The organism is Prosthecobacter sp., from assembly GCF_020439865.1.
Taxonomy (GTDB): domain Bacteria; phylum Verrucomicrobiota; class Verrucomicrobiia; order Verrucomicrobiales; family Verrucomicrobiaceae; genus Prosthecobacter.
Window position 1 is genome coordinate 24303 of the sequence record NZ_JAGRPF010000218.1, and the last position, 17305, is coordinate 41607.

16 protein-coding genes are annotated in these 17305 nt (G+C 60.4%); 8 read left to right on the forward strand and 8 right to left on the reverse strand.

Translation table 11 applies throughout. From position 1 onward, the window contains the following. The first annotated feature begins 2 nt into the window (after positions 1 to 2). On the forward strand, positions 3 to 2000 hold the full coding sequence (locus tag KDL09_RS23405) for a VWA domain-containing protein (protein ID WP_294390721.1): 1998 nt from the start codon (positions 3 to 5) through the stop codon (positions 1998 to 2000). A gap of 48 nt (positions 2001 to 2048) precedes the next feature. After that, positions 2049 to 4649 (forward strand): BatD family protein, encoded by a 2601-nt coding sequence (locus tag KDL09_RS23410; RefSeq protein WP_294390725.1) that lies wholly within the window; start codon positions 2049 to 2051, stop codon positions 4647 to 4649. A 33-nt stretch (positions 4650 to 4682) separates the two neighbouring features. On the opposite strand, the gene KDL09_RS23415 is transcribed toward KDL09_RS23410, so the two are convergent. Beyond that, positions 4683 to 5216, reverse strand: a complete 534-nt coding sequence (locus tag KDL09_RS23415; protein WP_294390728.1) for a ferritin — start codon at positions 5214 to 5216, stop codon at positions 4683 to 4685. A gap of 165 nt (positions 5217 to 5381) precedes the next feature. Here KDL09_RS23415 and KDL09_RS23420 point away from each other — a divergent pair, with 165 nt between their 5' ends. After that, positions 5382 to 6650 carry an MFS transporter gene (locus KDL09_RS23420; RefSeq protein WP_294390731.1) on the forward strand — a complete coding sequence of 423 codons (1269 nt, stop codon included), beginning with the start codon at positions 5382 to 5384 and terminating at the stop codon, positions 6648 to 6650. Positions 6651 to 6659: 9 nt separating this feature from the next. Here the strand turns inward: KDL09_RS23420 and KDL09_RS23425 are convergent, their stop codons facing one another. Then, the gene (locus KDL09_RS23425) at positions 6660 to 7034 is read right to left on the reverse strand and encodes an ATP-dependent Clp protease adaptor ClpS (RefSeq protein WP_294390734.1); all 375 of its coding nucleotides are present in this window, start codon (positions 7032 to 7034) and stop codon (positions 6660 to 6662) included. Positions 7035 to 7172: 138 nt separating this feature from the next. Here KDL09_RS23425 and KDL09_RS23430 point away from each other — a divergent pair, with 138 nt between their 5' ends. Beyond that, complete coding sequence (locus KDL09_RS23430) at positions 7173 to 7430, forward strand: hypothetical protein (protein ID WP_294390736.1); 258 nt, start codon at positions 7173 to 7175, stop codon at positions 7428 to 7430. A gap of 16 nt (positions 7431 to 7446) precedes the next feature. On the opposite strand, the gene KDL09_RS23435 is transcribed toward KDL09_RS23430, so the two are convergent. Continuing rightward, entirely contained in the window at positions 7447 to 7992 is a 546-nt protein-coding gene (locus tag KDL09_RS23435; protein ID WP_294390739.1) for a hypothetical protein, read from the reverse strand. 125 nt (positions 7993 to 8117) lie between these two features. Here KDL09_RS23435 and KDL09_RS23440 point away from each other — a divergent pair, with 125 nt between their 5' ends. Together KDL09_RS23440 and KDL09_RS23445 are read left to right on the forward strand one after the other, a co-directional pair. Continuing rightward, positions 8118 to 9677, forward strand: a complete 1560-nt coding sequence (locus tag KDL09_RS23440) for a PA14 domain-containing protein (protein WP_294390742.1) — start codon at positions 8118 to 8120, stop codon at positions 9675 to 9677. 20 nt (positions 9678 to 9697) lie between these two features. Further along, positions 9698 to 11200, forward strand: a complete 1503-nt coding sequence (locus tag KDL09_RS23445; protein WP_294390744.1) for a hypothetical protein — start codon at positions 9698 to 9700, stop codon at positions 11198 to 11200. Between the two features lie 6 nt (positions 11201 to 11206). On the opposite strand, the gene KDL09_RS23450 is transcribed toward KDL09_RS23445, so the two are convergent. Together KDL09_RS23450 and KDL09_RS23455 are read right to left on the reverse strand one after the other, a co-directional pair. Beyond that, a complete protein-coding gene (locus KDL09_RS23450; RefSeq protein WP_294390745.1) occupies positions 11207 to 11785 on the reverse strand; it encodes a hypothetical protein in 579 nt (192 codons plus the stop codon). A gap of 67 nt (positions 11786 to 11852) precedes the next feature. Further along, positions 11853 to 12551, reverse strand: a complete 699-nt coding sequence (locus KDL09_RS23455; protein WP_294390746.1) for a M23 family metallopeptidase — start codon at positions 12549 to 12551, stop codon at positions 11853 to 11855. 66 nt (positions 12552 to 12617) lie between these two features. On the opposite strand from KDL09_RS23455, the gene KDL09_RS23460 reads away from it, so the two are divergent. Next, positions 12618 to 14027, forward strand: coding sequence for a DUF362 domain-containing protein (locus KDL09_RS23460; RefSeq protein WP_294390749.1), 1410 nt, complete (start codon positions 12618 to 12620; stop codon positions 14025 to 14027). A 28-nt stretch (positions 14028 to 14055) separates the two neighbouring features. Beyond that, positions 14056 to 14565, forward strand: coding sequence for a hypothetical protein (locus KDL09_RS23465; RefSeq protein WP_294390751.1), 510 nt, complete (start codon positions 14056 to 14058; stop codon positions 14563 to 14565). 87 nt (positions 14566 to 14652) lie between these two features. Here the strand turns inward: KDL09_RS23465 and KDL09_RS23470 are convergent, their stop codons facing one another. The 3 genes from KDL09_RS23470 to purD form a co-directional block, all read right to left on the reverse strand. Continuing rightward, positions 14653 to 15369, reverse strand: a complete 717-nt coding sequence (locus tag KDL09_RS23470; protein ID WP_294390753.1) for a protease complex subunit PrcB family protein — start codon at positions 15367 to 15369, stop codon at positions 14653 to 14655. A 58-nt stretch (positions 15370 to 15427) separates the two neighbouring features. Continuing rightward, entirely contained in the window at positions 15428 to 16147 is a 720-nt protein-coding gene (locus KDL09_RS23475; protein WP_294390755.1) for a hypothetical protein, read from the reverse strand. Positions 16148 to 16286: 139 nt separating this feature from the next. After that, positions 16287 to 17305: phosphoribosylamine--glycine ligase (gene purD, locus KDL09_RS23480; RefSeq protein ID WP_294390758.1), on the reverse strand; the 1019-nt coding region annotated here is incomplete at its 5' end.

Consider the following 17305-nt stretch of genomic DNA (forward strand, 5'->3'; position numbering starts at 1 on the left):
ACATGACCTTTGCCCACGCCCATCTGCTCTGGTTCCTGCTGATCATTCCCGCGCTTGTGGGATTGAAGCTGTGGGTGGATGCGCACGGCTCGCAGGCTGAACGGCTGTTCACTGCAGCACGGCTTCGCCCGGCGCTCGTGATTGGTCGTTCCCGTTGGAATTCGTGGTTGGTTTACACGCTCTACGCGCTGGCCATGGCATGCATCATCCTTGCCGTCGCCCAGCCTCGCTGGGGGGAGGAAAAGCTCGAGATCCCGGACAAGGGCCGCAATGTCTTCATCGCCATCGACACCTCGCGTTCCATGCTCGCACGAGACGTGCAGCCCGACCGCCTGACCCGCGCCCGTCTCGCGGCGCATGATCTGGTCATGGAACTCACGGGGGAACGCGTCGGCCTGCTGGCCTTTGCCGGACGCGCCTACCTGCAGGCCCCGCTCACCACCGATCACGACGCCATCATCGAGTCCCTGCTTGCCTTTGATCATACGATCATCGAGTGGGGCGGCAGCAATCTGACCGATCTTCTGGATGTTACTCTCCGTGCCATCAAGACCCTGCCGAAGAGCAATTACGCGCTCGTCATTTTCAGCGACGGCGGAGATGCGGACGCCAACCTCGTCCCCTACATCCAGCGTCTCACGGCTGCGGGTGTCATCGTCGTCACGGTTGGTGTCGGCACCGAAGGCGGCACGCTCATCCCGAATCCCGAAGTCGAGGGCGACTATATTCGAGACGAGGCAGGCAACGTGGTGCGTTCGCAGCTTCAAAGCGCCGTGCTTCAGCAACTCGCCGCCGCCACTGGCGGACGTTTCCTCAAATTGGGCGTGCAGCCGCTCAACCGCAACACCATCCAGCCCGTGCTCGACCGGCTGACCGAGCAGCAGTCCGCCAACCGCCAGACTTCGCGTCCGATTGAGCGCTTTGCCTGGCCCCTTGGTCTGGGTATAATCCTGCTCATGCTCGCTTGGATCCTCAGCGCCCTGCCCCGCCCTGCCGCCCGCCCGGTCATGCTGGCGCTGGCCGCCGCCGCCTTTGCTCCTCCGCCCTCCGCCGAGGCCGCCAGTGTGCACGAGATGTTCGCCTCCATCTTCACGCACAAGGGTCCGACTCCGGATGAGGCTCGTGAAGCTCTCGCGAATCATAGTCTCGAACGTGCTCGTGATCTCTACGAGAAACTGCTGGATCAGAAAGGGTACGACACGGCGGCACGCCAGGAACTGCTCTACGGCCTCGCCACCACCGAGCATGAGCTCACCAACTACGATGGCAGTGTGAAGAACTTCAGCGAAGTATTGCACACGCAGGACAAGCCCCTGCGCGCGCGAGCACACCGCGGCATCGGCCACACGCTTTATGATCAGGGCGCCCGTGGTCTGCAGCAGCAGCCGAAGATCACCATCCAGCGCTGGACAGACGCACTGCACCACCTTGATGCAGCTCTCGAACTCGAGCCCGACAACAAAGACGTCAAAGAAAACCGCGATCACGTGGCCAAGATGCTTGATCAACTGCGCCAGGCGATGAAGCAGATGGAGGAACAACAGCAGCAGGGACAACAGGGCCAAAAAGGTCAGAAGGGTCAAAAAGGACAAAAAGGCGAGGAAGGTGAAGGAGATGACGAAGGAAACGCCGGCCAGGAGGGCAGCGACCCCAATGGTCAGGGCGACCCCAAAGAACCCAAGGATGGCAAAGGGGAAAAGAAGGAGGCGGACGACGGCATCGGCGGAAAAGACGCCAAAGAACTCCCGAAAGGCCGTCTGCAAGCAGCTGACGGAGACAAGGAAGGCCAAAAGGGCAGCCAGGGTCAGAAGCCCGGCGAGGGCGAAGGCGGCGAGGAGGAGAAGAAAATGGCCAAGGGCGATCCCTCCGACCAGCGCAACCCGCGCACCGGCTACACCCCGGGTGAGGCCGAAGGCATCATCCGCCAGTACATGGACGAAATCACAGCGCCGCTGACCAATCGCTATCACACCCCGCCCGTGAACAAGAAGGACTGGTGAGCCGCGTGCCGCGGCAATGACGAAACCCGAACGACGAGACAAGCCCGAATGACCTTCAAACTCCCACTCCCACCGGCGAAAGCCTTCCCGGCAGCCAAGGAATGTCATTCCAGCATTCCGCTTTGGAGCTTCATTCCTCATTCCTTCCTGCTGTTGCTTTTCTTCCTCGTCACTGGCTTCACCAACGCCGCCACCGTCCGCGCCTACCTCCAGCCTGATCACGCGCACACAGGCGAGGTGGTCAGCTATGTCATCACCGTGCAGAATGGCACGGTGCAAAGTGTGCCCCAGCTGCGCCTGCCGGTGCAGGTCGGCATGACTTCCGGCCTGTCCAGCTCGCAGAACATCGAGATTCGAGGCACACAGCAGGTATTCTCCACGCAGCTTGCCTGGGGTGTTGCCGGCACGGAGCCGGGTGAGTTTGTCATTCCTCCACAGGAAGTACTCGTGAACGGGGAGGTTTTAAAAACAAACGAGGTCCGCCTCATCGTCTCCGAATCTCCCGCGAACGCCGCACCGCCTGGCACGCCCGAAGACGCCAACATGCCCCTTTTTCAGATCGAAGTCGGCAAGACTGAAGTCTATCAGGGCGAGGTGGTGCCCATCAGCGCCAGGCTGTTTGTGCCCCGCAGCGTCATGCTGCGCCGGGTGGGTCTCATCGAGGTCGAAAAGAACGATTTCGCCATCGCCCGCTTTCCGCAGCAGGCAGACCAGGCGAACGAGCGCATCAATGACATCGACTACATCGTCGTCACCTATCGCAGCATGCTCTCCGCCCTGCATGCGGGCGATTTGAAAGTGGGGCCCGCCACCTGCGAGCTGTTGTTCGAGGTGTATGACGAAAACGCGCAGCGCCAGATGCGCCGTGGCCTGCCGTTTGGCATGATCATGGGCGGTACGGAAACCCGCAAGCAGGTGGTCAAAAGCCAGGAGGTGAAGGTCAAGGTGCTGCCGCTTCCCACCGAGGGCAAACCCGCTCACTTCAGCGGCGCCGTCGGCGATTTTAAAATCACCGCCACCGCCAGCCCCAACGAACTGGCCGTCGGCGACCCTCTGGCCGTGGACATCACCATCGACGGTTCGGGCAACTTTGATGCGCTCAATCCGCCAAGCCTCATGCCGCCCGACGGCTGGAAGTCCTACCCACCGCGCCGCTACAATGTGGATGGTCCGGTCGATCCCAACCTCACGCCAACGGCCCACCGCAGCATCGGCTATTCGATGGTCTTTGTGCCGGAGAAGGTTCATGCCGAGCTGCCACCGTTTGAACTGAGCTTCTTCAGCCCTTCGGAGAAGAAATACGTCACCGCCCGCACTACGCCGATTCCGCTGCACATCAAACCCGGCACTGTGATCGCCGCTGCGTCCGGCGCGGAAGGAAGCGGTGGAACCGAAGCGCCGAAGCCGCCCGCCGTTCAACAGCCGAAGCCTCAGATCAGCGACATCCTCATGAATGTTCCTGAAAAGGCCAGCTGGCTGAACACCGCCACCGTGAGCCCGCCGCTCACCACGAGCGCACGCTTCTGGGCCATTCAGTCCATCCCTGCGGCACTCGTGATCCTCGCCGCGCTCTTCTCCTGGTTTCGTCGTTACCGCGAGGAGACCACCGGCGGTCTTCGCGGCGAACTCCAGCAGTTGTGGCACGGGCTGGAAGAGAGCGGCCTCGATGATCGTGGCTTCCTGCAGCGTGCAGCACACTTCATTCACCGCAGCCAGCCGGGCGCCGTGCAGGACGACGATTTGAAGGAGATCATCCACCGCTACGAAACCCAAAGCTTTACCGCCGCCCCCACGCCCGATCAGGTGCTCGGTTCCGGCGAACGCAGCCGCATTCTCTCTACCCTTGCGCCACTGCTGAAGCGCGCCGTTCTTTTTGTCACCGCTTTTGCCACCCTCTCGCTCAGCGCCGCCGATGAATCACCCGACGAAGTCTATCGTCAGGCACGCGAGGCTCTCGAGAAGGGCAAATTCACCACCGCTCAATACCTCGGCGAGTCGCTCACAAAACAACAGCCGCCCGCCTTGAGCAGCGCAGTGTTCTCGCTCATCGCCAACGCCCGTTACCGGCAGGAAGATTTTGGCCGCGCGGCGCTGTGGTATCAGCGCGCGCAACTGCTGGAACCGCTGAATCCCGAAGTGCGGCAGAATCTGCGACACCTCGATGAGAAGCTGCGCTTCTTCCGCTTTGCCGAAGACTCGCCATTGATCGAATGGAGCCTGCTGCTCAACAAGAACACCTGGGTCATCGCCGCTTCCGCCGGTGTTTGGCTGATCCTGCTCGCCCTCCTGCGCTGCATTCTCACCTCAGGGCGCAAATCCCCGGGCGGAGCCTGTGCGCTGATGCTCACCATCATCGGACTCGTCGTGTTCATTCCTTCGGCAACCTTTGCCGCCGTCCGGCCCCCGCCCGGTGACCGGGTGAAAGACATCATGGTCGTCACCACACGCGGCGTCAGCGCCTTCACCGCCGCCACGCTGACGTCTGGCAGTGTCATCGACATTCCCGCAGGCAGCCAGATCCGCCTGCTCGAAAAACGCGGCGCCTGGAGCTACGTCGAAATCCCCAGCGGTACCGATCCCGTTCGCGGCTGGATCGAATCCACCACCTACACGCCCCTGTGGCCGTGGAATGTGATGCTCGTGCCTTGATTCCAACTCGCCCCATTGCGGGAACCATCAGGCTCAGGCCCCCGGCGAAGCAGACGAGCTCCCGCCACCGCCCGTACCTGGACGGCTGCCCGCCTCACGGTCGAGAACGAGAAGGCTCGCGGCATCGTTGCCGGCAAGCTTGAGGCGCTCGAGCATGTCACCCACGGTTTTCTCCTCCTCCATCTGCTCGTTGAGGAACCAGAGCAGCAGGTTTTTGGAAGCGTGATCTTTGACTTGCTCAGCCACCTCGAAGAGATCGTTGATCTGCTGTGTCACCTTTTGCTCCTGCTTCAAGCTGTGCTGGAACACATCGATGGGCGATTTGAAATCCGCCTTCGGCTTGGCGATGGGCTGAAGCTCGACCTTGGCGTCGCGGTCGACGAGGTACTGGTAGAACTTCAGCGCGTGCATGGTCTCCTCGCGGCTCTGGGTGAACATCCACTGCGCGAAGCCGGAATACGGTGTCTGCTCGAACCACGCGGCCATGGCGAGGTAGACGTAGCTGGAGGACATTTCGTTGTTGATCTGCTCGTTGAGCAGCTTGGTAAGTTTGGGATTGAGTGTCATGACGCGCGTCGTGGTTGAGGTTCGATGTCATTGAACCAGCAGCCTGAACACGATGCAAGGGGGCAGCTTGGCTTTTTGCCGGGCTGAGTAAGCAGATCCTGAAAGGGTTGGCGGACGATTTGCTTTCCTTTGCGCCGCCCTGCGCCACGATCAGAGTCTTCCGCGATGCTTCATTCCGCCGCATCTTCACATCACCCGCATCACCCGCAGGTCGTGCGGCGGAACTTTCTCTGCCATTGTCTCGAGGGCGGACTTTACATGGGCGGAGCAGCCTTTCTCCAGCCGGAGACTGTGATGCCGAAAATGGTGGAACAGCTCGGCGGGCGCTCCGGCGTGATCGCAATCATGCCCGCCATCCTCCCGGCGGCCTTTGCTGTGGCCGGTCTGTTTGTGTCTCCGCTGGTGGAGAAAATGACCCGGTTCAAACCATGGGTGATGAGTTTTGGGCTGCTGCAACGGCTCCCCTATCTCATCACCGGCCTGCTGCTGTGGTTCTGGCAGGATGCCGGTCCATGGCTGCTGCCGTTGGTGGTGCTGACACCCGTCGTTTCCGGCCTCATCGGCGGCGTGGGTGTGGTGGCCTGGATGGAGATGGTCACACGCATGGTGCCGGAGCGCATCCGCGCCGCCGGCTGGGCCGCACGTTACATCACCCAGGCCTGCATTGGGATGGTGGCGGGAGCGGTGATCCACACCGTGCTGACTCATGCGCCCGGACAGCGCGGCTACGCCGTGCTTCATCTGATCACGTTCGGCTTTCTATTCCTGTCATGGCTCTCGCAGTCGTTCATGCGTGAACTGCCGGCGGCCCATCATTACCATCCGCACACGGGCAGCTACTGGAGTTATTTGCGCAGCCTGCCCGGTCTGCTGGGCTCGCAGCCTCAGCTTCTAAGGCTTATTGCCGCGAGGTTCACCGGGATGGGCTACCTGATGGTCGTTTCGTTCCTCACCCTGCACGCACTGCACACCACCGGCAGACCGGAGGCGGACGAAGGGCATTTTGTTTCGTTCCAGAACATCGGTACGATCCTCGGCAGCATGCTCGCGGCGTGGCTGGGCTATCACAGCGGGGGCAAGGTGCTGATCATCCTCTCACGCATCGTCTGTGTGACGATGTGCGTCTGGGTGTGCCTCACTCAATCCTTCAGTGGCTTCACCGCGGCCTACTTCGTTCTCGGATTCGGACTGTTCCTGGACCGCGTGGGCGATCTGACGCTCACCGCCGAGCTCTGCCCGCCGGAGCGCCGTTCCACGCTTCAGGCCATCTTGGGATTCTGCAATGTGTGGTCTCTCATGCTGGCAACGAGCCTGGGCGGTGCCATCTACGCGATGAGCGGTTCGTTTTACCTCGTCGCAGGCCTCGCGGCAGTGATGTCGCTCGTTTCCATCCTGATCCTTCGTGGCATTCCCGAACCGCGCGGTCAAAGCTGAACCCTCCGCTCATTCCGCGCACTCGATCGTGGCCCGCATGGAGACCTTGCACTCCGGCACGCGTGGATCAGGACCGTACTCTTCGATCTGCTGCTGCCGCAGTTCGGCCAGCTCCTTGTGCACAGTCGCCACAATCACACGCCCCCGGTCATTCACCTCATCCGCCATGCGTTTGCCGAGCTCCCGCGGGTGGCCAAAGATCGTGTTCAGCATATCGATCACATATTCGAACGAGTGAACCTCGTCATCCAGCAGGATGACATGCCACGGCGGCTCCAACGCGGGCGGCGCAGTCTGAGGCTGCTCACGCGGCCGGTGCGGAGCTACCCGCGGTCTCGGAGCCACGGGTGAAGTGGCGCAGCGGATGTCAGCGGGGAGGATCATCGGGGCACACTATGCCCCAGCCGCATCATCTCTCAAGCGCACTCACCACGCGCCTGAGACTGCGAATTGATCCGCGATCTTTGTGCTGGAGAAAGTGAATGCTTGCCCGGAGGCGGGGGAGCATGGCAGTCTTGATGCATGAATCCTTCCATCTGCCGCACTCTCAGCACGATCTGTTTTCAGGCGGGCATGCTCTCCATCGTCCTCTCCATCTGGAGCTGGTGGTTCTTCAACGGCGACTCGCCGGAGCAGGAAGCCCATGCGGAACGTTTTGGCATCTTCATCGGCCTGTGGGCGCCCACTCTGCTGATCCTTTCGAACCGCTTTGACCGCTATGCCGACAAGGCCAGGGAACTGCCTGGTTTGAAGGACGATGACAAAACGGACGAATCCTGATCCTGTCCGCGGACGATCACATCGGCTCGCGGCCCGTCTCTTCGACGAACTGCTGATGCAGCACCTTGTAGGCCTGCTGCCACTCGTCCACCACCCGCTGCAGTTCCATCACCTGCTTTTCCAGCGTGGCAATGCGTGACTGCTGCATGACGTCTCCCCCGCCGATTTTCTCATCGTTCCTGCCCGTGCCCACAAAAGTCGTGGCCGCGCTGCGGATGTGATGCGGACTGGCCTGGAACCATGAGAGATCCGCAAGCCTTGCCTCCTTGTTGTCGAGACAGTTGATGATCGTGACGTTCTCGTCGATCTCGCCGGTGGCCAGAAACTCTTGAATCGTCGCAACGTTTGTCGGCCCATAGAGGTAGTTGTCCGGCATCTGCACCAGCAGATCCATCTGCAGTTCTGGAATCATCGGGGCCCGCTGCCAGCTCATGCGATTGTCGCTGGAGATCTTGTCGAGCGGGGAGATCTTCGCATCCGCAGCCCAGCCACGCAGGGTTTCCAGACTTTTCGCTTCGTAAACTTCTTTGTCCGAGGCTTTGAGCAGATGCCAGGTGTGCATGGGAGCATGATAATCAAATTCCAGCGTCCGCGCAAAGCTCAAAGTGTGAGCAGTGCAAAACTCCACGTGCGGACGTGGCCTTTTCGCAAGGCGGCGTCCCCGGGCATCGTTTAAACGCGCCCCACATGATTCGTTCACTTTTTGTCCTCATTGTCGCCACCGCCGCCGCCCGGGCCGTCGACCCCGCCGCTTTCACCATCAAGACGATGACGGCGCAGATGAAATACGACACCACGGAGCTGCTGGTGCAGCCCGGCCAACCGGTGAAGATCCTCTTCGAAAACGGCGACGACCTCCCGCACAACCTCGTCTTCTGCCAGCCCGGCACCGACACCGCCGCGATGGCGATGAAGCAGATGGAAAAGCCTGAAGAGGCACTGAAACGCAACTGGCTGCCCGATGATCCTCGCATCTGGGCGCACTCAAAGATGCTCAATCCGCATGAGAAGGAGGAGCTCAACTTCACCGCCCCTGAGAAGGCAGGCACCTATCCTTATGTCTGCACGTTTCCCGGCCACGCGCTCACAATGCGCGGCGAGATGAAAGTCGCTCCGGCAGGTGACATCCTCCACAACCTGAAGTTCGCCCTCTATCTCGGCAACTGGAAGCGGCTCCCCGATTTCTCGAAGCTCAAACCGCATCGCGAAGGCAAGGTCGAAGACAACCTGGTGCAGGTGAAACTCGACGATTACAAAAACGAATTCGGTGTCGTCTTCACCGGCAAGCTGATCGCACCGAAGAAGGGATCGTATCGCTTCTTCCTCGCGAGTGACGACGGCGCACGCATTCTCATCGATGGGCAGGAAATCGTAAACGACGACGGCATTCATCCCGCCAGCAACATCCGTGAGAAAGGGCTCCCCTTGGAAAAAGGCGAGCACGAATTCCGCCTCGAGTACTTCCAGGCCGCGGGTCACATCGAGCTGTATGCGGCGTGGAAGGGCGCCGATTTTCAGATCACCCCTCTGTCGAAGTGGCTGCACCCGAACTGGAAGGGCGGCGCGAAGAAGAAGCAGGAGTTCGATCCAATACCGCTCATCGTCAAAGACGAGCCCGTCATTTATCGCAACTTCATTCAAGGTGCTGGCAATCGTGGCATCGGAATCGGCTACCCAGGTGGCATTAACATCGCCTGGAGCGCCGAGAGCATGAATCTCGCCCTTGTCTGGCGTGGTGCGTTCATTGATGCGTCACGCCACTGGAACTCACGCGGCGGCGGCCATCAGCCCCCGCTCGGCTACGACGTGATTCAGCCCACGGGTGAAGTCACACCGGCCTTCTTCGTCACCGACAAACCCGACGCCGCTTGGCCGAAGTGGGAAAAAGGCATCCGCTACGAAGGCTTCGCCTGGAAGGGCTACAGCTTGGATGCCAAACGCTTCCCGACCTTCCGTTACACATGGCACGATGCGGAAGTCGAAGAGACATTCACCACGGAAGGCGACGGCAACAAGCCGGATGGCAGCCCCACCATCATCCGCACCGTCAAGGTCACAGGCACGATGCCCGAGCACGCGTGGTTCCGCATTGGGATCGGCAGCTATGAAGCCAAGGATGGAGCCTTTGTTCTCAAAGGCCCAAAACCCTTCCGTATCAAGGCCGCTGGCGCGCAGATCGCCGGCCAGAATCTCGTCATCCCTGCCAAGGCCGGCACGATGACCATCACCTACCAGTGGGCCCAGTAAAACCTCCGCTATTTGCCGTCATGAAACGCCTTTCCCTGTTCCTCGCCCTCTGCGCACCGCTTGCCGCCGCCGATCCGGTTGAAGCTGACTACTATAAGACCACCACCTTCGACACGCCCAAGGAAACCGCACTCGAAGTCGGCTCCATCGATCTCATGCCCGATGGCAAACTCGCGCTCGGCACACGCCGCGGCGAGATCTGGGTCGTCAGCGGCGCCGGCAGCAGCGATCCCTCCAACGTGAGCTACAAGCTCTTCGCCTCCGGCCTGCATGAGGTGCTCGGCATCGCCTACAATCCGAAAGACAAAAACCTCTACGCCACCACGCGCTATGAAATCACGCGATTGAAAGACGTGGACGGCGACGGCCGCGCGGATGTCTTTGAAAACGTGAACGACAGCTGGGGCGTCTCCGGCGACTACCACGAATACGCCATCGGATCACGCTTCGACAAAGCCGGCGACCTCTGGGTCACGCTCTGCCTCACAGGTTCCTTCAGCAGCCAGGTTCCCTTCCGCGGCTGGGCGCTGCGCATCAAGCCAGACGGCACCATGGTCCCCACATGCTCCGGCATCCGCAGTCCGGGCGGCATCGGCTTCGATGCCGATGGCGAGGTTTACTACTGCGACAATCAAGGGCCGTGGCACGGCGCCTGCACGCTTCAGCATCTTGTTCCCGGCACCTTCCAAGGTCATCCCGGTGGCAATGTCTGGTACGACCTCGCGCCAAACATGGGACCACGCCCGATTGATCCCATCCCCGAGGCGTTTCAGGGTGAACGCGGACGCAAAGACTCTCGTCCCGGTGGCGATCCCGATCGCATGGTGATGGAGCGCGGGCGCATCAAGCAGCTCATCCCGCCTGCCGTTTACCTCGTGCATGGCAAGATCGGCAATTCGGCCTCCGCCATCATCTGCGACCTCAGCGACGGCAAGTTCGGTCCGTTCGCAAAGCAGCTCTTCATCGCCGACCAGTCCCACAGCAATCTGAGTCGCGTCTACCTCGAAACCGTCAACGGCATCAAGCAGGGTGTCGTCTTCCCTTTTCGCAGCGGCTTCGCCAGCGGCATCATCGGCGGACGAATGGATGAGGAAGGCCGCGTCTTCGTCGGTGGCAGCGATCGTGGATGGGGTGCGCGTGGTGGCAAACCGTTCTGCTTTGAAAAGTGCGAATGGACTGGCAAAACACCGTTCGAAGTGCACGAGATGCACGCGAAGCCCGACGGTTTTGAAGTCACCTTCACCCAGCCCGTTGATCCTGCTTCCGCGAGCGATTTGAAAAACTACAGCATGCGCGAGTTCACCTATGCCTATCGCGAGCAGTATGGCGGCGATGAGATCGACGAGATCATTCCCAAGATCACGGCCGTCAAAGTGGCCGAAGACGGCAAATCCGCACGTCTCACAATCTCACCGCTCACCAAAGGACATGTCCATGAGCTTCACCTTGATGGTGTGAAAAGCGCCGAAGGCCTGCCGCTGCTGCACAAGGTCGGCTATTACACGCTGAACGAGATTCCCTAATAAGCCTCAGCGTGTCGTTTTCAGAAGCTTCGCCTTGGGCACATCCAAAAGCTGAATCGTGGCCGCAGGCACCTGCACGGCGGACGCGACGGGAACCGCAGGCTCGGCGCGTCGGATCTCGACAATGGGCACGTTGTCGGGTTCATTCGGAACTTCCGCACGACGCACCTCCTCTCCCGGGAGCAGTTTCACCGTCGCCACATCCGAAATCTCGGCCCGGCGCACCTCGACCTGCTCCTCCACGGAGATCTTGGAAGGCGCGGAGTAGTTTTTCACGGCAGCTGCGATCTTCGCCGTGCGTCCGGGCGCGAGTTCCTTCGCCGTGTTCACGATTTTTTTCACCTTCGCCGGGTCGGCACTCACCGCATCCATGGCGGCGGTCACAATCTCCGCGGCACAAGACTCGTGAATGACCAGCGCCTCCTCCAGCCGCATCTCCATTTTCTCAGGCTCCGCACGGATCGCTGCAAACAACTCCGCACAAAGCGCTTCACAGGTGATCTGCGACCGCGTCGCCTTCACGGGCTGCGCCTGCGCCGGTGATGACACCAGAGGCAGCAGGCAGAATAGACAGATCCAACGCATGGGATGAGAAAGACTCACAAGAATGACGGCTTCGAAAGGGCTTCCTTCACATTTTCTTGAACGAATCTCAGTCTTTTTGTGGGGCCGGGTTCAGAAGGTCAGCAGCGGCTCCCCGGTGCGCCCGGATGAACTGCTCCGGTGCGACTCGGTTCAGCGCCGTGTCCGCGTATCCCTGCCCCGGATTGACATAAGGCCCGACGCGAACCTCAAAATGCAGGTGGGCCAGAAAGGCCCCGTCCGCCGTCCCCACCGTGCCGATCGGATCACCGCGCTGCACGTCCTGTCCGGCACGCACCTGAAAGGACTCCAGATGCGCATACATTGTCTGCACCACCGGCCCCAGTTCATCGCCCTCCGGCAGTCGATGCGCGATAAGGATCATTTTGCCCCAGCCCGGCCCCGGGTTTCCTGCATACACCACACGCCCGGCCCCGGCTGCATACACCGGATCACCGAGATCGGAATTCTCTCCTCCGATGCCGTTCAGATCATCGCCAAGATGCCGCTCAATGCGGAACGGCCGGGCATTGTAGGTGAACGCGCCGTCCTCGGATCCCAACGGCATGTCAAACCGCGTCGCCAGTGGCAGCGTGGCCGTTTCACGCGGCGTGAGGCGCACGAACGCTGGATCGAGCGGCTTCGGTTTCACCGCTGAATCTGGCAGAGCCTCCAGACGCGGCCCGAGCCGCTGCCAGAGCACGCCGATGACCGCCGCCGCGAGGGCGAGAGTCAAAATCACGCGCATGATCCGCACTGCTTTCTTCATGCCGGAGATTCGGCAGATGCCGCAGCGTTGCAAAGGGAACGTGCCGCCCTTAAGTAGCGCCACCTCGTGAACACGCTTTCCCCTTCCTCGTTCGGCTCTCCCAAGGTCTCCGTCTTCAGCGGCAAGCCCGACTACGACGACACCTCCGCCCTCCGCCAGCAGATCCTGGACGCGATCAACGCGCTTGAACTGCCCGCTGACTTCATCAAGCCGGGCGACCGCGTCGTCATCAAACCGAACTGGGTCAAAGAACACAACGCCAGCAAGCCCGAGGACGAAAACGGCTGGCTCACGATCATCACACATCCTGCTGTCGTTCGCGAAGTCGCCCGCTGGGCTGCGCAAAAGCTGCAAGGCCGCGGCTCCGTCACGCTTTGCGACGCGCCGCAAAGCGATTCATCCTTCGACACCATCCGCCGCCTGCATCGCCTCGACGACCTCCTCACGGATCTCACGCGGGAGTTTCCCGGCATCGCCTTCCTGCTCTTCGACATGCGCTGCGAGGAATGGACGATCGACGACGGCGTCACCATCGCCAAGCGCCAGCTCTCCAGCGATCCCTCCGGCGCAGTGGACATTCACCTCGATGAAGACAGCGAGTTCATCGGCCATCCCGGCCTCGGCAAGCTCTATGGCGCCAGCTACGACTTCGCCACCACGAACCGCCAGCATACCGATCCCCATCACGAGTACCGCATCTGCCGCACGCCGATGAACGCAGACGTGCTCATCAACGTGCCAAAGCTTAAGACGCACAAAAAAGTCGGTCTCACTGTAGCGCTGAAGAACCTCGTCGGCACCACGCCGCGCACCAACTGGCTGCCACGCCACACCGAAGGGACCCCTGCGGAAGGCGGCGACCAATTTGCCGAATCCACCGCCAAACGCGCCCTCGAAGGCTCGCTCATGCGCAACGCCAAAAAAATCCTCTTTGGTCGCTTTTTCCTCTCGAAGCTCTTCGTCCCGCTCAAAAAACTCGGCCGCGTCATCTTCGGCGACACCAAGGAAGTCGTCCGCTCTGGCAACTGGCACGGCAACAACACCGCCTGGCGCATGATCATTGATCTGCACAAATGCTTCTTCTACTTCGACGGCACCGGCAGACGCCGTGAAAAGCCGCTACGCTACCTGACCATCGTCGATGGCATCATCGGCGGCGACGGCGACGGCCCCATGTCCTGCGATCCCGTCGAAAGCGGTGTCATCATCGCCGGAACGCATCCAGTGGCCGTCGATTGCGTCAGCGCCCAGCTCATGGGCCTCAACTGGAAGAAAACCAGCCTCCTCAACGACGCCTTCACTCTCAAACGCCTTCCCATCACCGGCTTTGCCCCTTCAGACATCACCGTGTCATCCAACAAACACGAATGGACCGGCCCCTTCGAGCAAATGCGCTACTGCTACGAATTCCGCTGTCACTTCGGCTGGGCCGGACATTTGGAAAGCGATGAGCGACTGGCGAAGATGCAATCATAGGCTTCCGACGCATCGAATCTTGTCCCCCATGAAGACCAAACTCAAACGAGCCACGAAACGCATTCCTCAGTGGGTGACCGAAGCCGTCCGAGGTGGAGTTTATGCCGTAGAAGTCCAACCGACGGTTTACGCCTACTTCTATGTGATCCACGAGGCAGTTGGCATCTACCCAGTTGCTTCGCAGAACGCAAAACTGCCTCTTTCATTGTTCTCACCCAAGACATGGCGTTGGTTACGCTGGCCCTGGATGTGTTTTCCGCAAAACGCGCAGTTTCTTGGCCGCTTTGAGGAACTGACCGATGACGATGTGACCGAGCCCGAATATTATGAGCATGAATTGAACACACTGGGGGGAGCAAACGCGTTTCGAATTCGCCGCCGCGGGAAAGGTTACGAACTTGTTGACGCTATTGATTGCCTGGAAGTCCCCAAATACATCCGCAGTTTCGATCTCGCCGCTGATATGCTCACCTTGCTGCCGCAGATGATGGTGATCGACGGCAACTTGTTTCCTGCGGATGTGAAATCAAAACGGTGACGCTGCCACCTCACTCAAAGTGCATCTTCCCGATGTCCGAGCATCATTGCATGCCATTGAACGAGTTTTTAACGCTCTCAGCATTCGTCACTCCTGCTTCTTCACCTCCACCTTCAGCTCCGACTTCGGCACGATGGCGATGACCCACGGATGCGTGATCACCTGGGTCACGAAGGACTCCGGTGAAGGCGCTCCCTCCGTGTAGACGATCACCAGCTTTCCGTCCTGCTCGGTGGCGTTGATGACTTTCGGAACGAATCCGCCCGTGCGGCGCTCGCCCACACCGATGTAGATCGCCATCTGTTTCGTCTCATCCAGCACCTGGGGCGCCGGGCGCCGCATGCGCTCCCAGAAGCCGGCCCACCCCACCTGCGTCTTGATCAGCTCAGTCGAAAATTGCCCGTCTCCCTCATACTGTCCGTGCCACTGCGGAAACTCGACGGGCGCCGCTGCAAAGCTGTGGCCTTTCGCCGCCAGACCATAGTCGCCGTCGGTTTCGTTTTTGCTCAGATAGGCGCGATAGCTTTTCCCCTTTTCAAGAATGGCCGCTTCACTGGGGCCGGGCTTGGTCTGCTTCACCGAGTGGTAGCCGATGCGGATTATGTCTCCTGCTTTCAGGCTGGAGGCGGAACGTTCGACCGCGGTGACCTTGGCGCCAACGGTGATCGCGCCGCTGTCGTTCGTGACTTCCTGCGCCTGAATCGTCAACACTTCAGGACTCTTCGCCTGCCACTCAGCGTACACATACGGCGGCAGTTCGGCGCGTGCCGTGAAACTGAGGCAGACACTGGTGCACACCAGCATGGTCCAACGGGTGGATGATGTTTTCGCATTCATAGTATCGCGGTTTTGACCTGATGTTTTAGTTGATCGCTCTCGAGAGGTGCTGGTGCACGACGCTGCCGTCATGAGCCGAAATATCCAAAGTGTAGAAATGCATTCCTCCGGTGCGCGGAGCGGGATCGAAAACGAAAAATTCGTTTTCACCAACCGGCCGGCTGAAACGCCAGAGCAAAGAGCCGGTCTGGCGGTCGTAGCTCATGGAGGTTTCAAAAGGAGTCTTGGCAAACCCATGCTGCTTCGCCACCTCCTTCGCCTTCTTCATCGGCACCAGAGGAAGCGCCCCTTTCTTCGTCGCAAACGCCGGCAAATCGATCTCTTCAAACACCGAGCCGTCCTCGCGCAAGCCGATCTGCGCCACATAGGATTCGATGCCGGAATCCGGCAGGCTCCAGGTGAACTGAACGTCATACATTCGGAAGTCTGAGGCGTCCTTAGCCGAATTCGTGCGTCGCATCTCCTCGGCATCCGCTAGTCTGCCGGAACTGAATTTGAGAAGCGGATAGAACTCCTGTCCCAGGCGGGCTTTGAGATGCTTCAGCAGCTTCTCCTGCACCTTGGCGGGCAGAGCTTCAAGCGAAGCCAAGGGCCGGGCCTTGTCACCCATGAAATACCAGCCCGCACTTTTGGTGACACCGGATTTCTCACCATCGGTCGCTTTCGAATCCGCGCCCGCCTGTGCGCTCGCACCGCACATCGACAGCAGGAGGATCAGAAAGAAGGGCCGGTGGTTCGTCTTCATCTTCCTCGGTCATGAGTTTTAACTGCTACGGACGACGGAAAACCGGAACGTCGAACATCCCGCGCTTTCGGGCCAAGCATGCTGGAGCCCCCCCTGAACGTCAATGGCGTTCTCGAAGCCCGCTCACCCTCTGAACATGCTACTCAAAATGCATCTTCCCGATGTCCGAGCGGCGCTGCAGGCCGTCGAACGTGATCTTCGTGCTCTCGGCGTAAGCCTTCTCACGGGCCTCAACCCGCGTTGCGCCCTGGGCCACGACTGCGAGCACACGACCACCGTTCGTTTCGAACTGACCGGCGGCGTTCTTCTTCGTTCCGCAATGATACACACGTGCACCGCTCACGGCTTCCAAGCCGCTGATCACGTCACCGCTGTGCGATGACGCGGGATAACCGGCGCTCGCTGAAATCAGGCAGATGCTCCAGCCGGGAGCGAATTGAATCAGATCGGGCTTCAAATTACCCTTCGCTGCTTCAAAGGCATACGTCGCAAAATCCCCGCGCAACATCGGCAGCACGGCCTCGGCCTCCGGATCGCCGAAGCGGCAGTTGTACTCGATCACCTGCGGACCGGTGGGCGTGAGCATGAGTCCGAAATACAGGAAGCCGCGATACTTCAAGCCGTCCTTCAAGATGCCATGCACCGTCGGCTGTACAATCTCGCGCTCGATGCGCTCCATCAACGCCGGTTCCGCGAGTTCCAACGATGCGACCGCGCCCATGCCACCGGTGTTCGGTCCCTGGTCGTTGTCGCGGATGCGCTTGTAGTCACGCGCTGGCATGAGGATCTGATACGACTCGTCACACACCGACGCGAAAACGGAAATCTCGGGACCGGTGAGGCATTTCTCGACGAGCAGATCGCCCGCGCCAAAGCAGCGCTTCTCCATCACATCCTCGACGAACTGCTCCGCTTCGGCCTTCGACGTGCAAACGGCCACGCCCTTGCCGGCGGCCAGTCCGTCAAATTTCAGCACGATGGGCAGTTCCGTCAGTGCCGCTTTCGCCTCGGCAGCATTCGTGCAGATCGTGAAATCCGCCGTCGGGATGCCGTGCCGCTTCAAAAACTTCTTCGCAAAGGTCTTCGACGCCTCAAGCTGCGCGATCTCCTTCCGCGGCCCCCAACACGGGATGCCTGCCTCGGCGCACATGTTGGAAA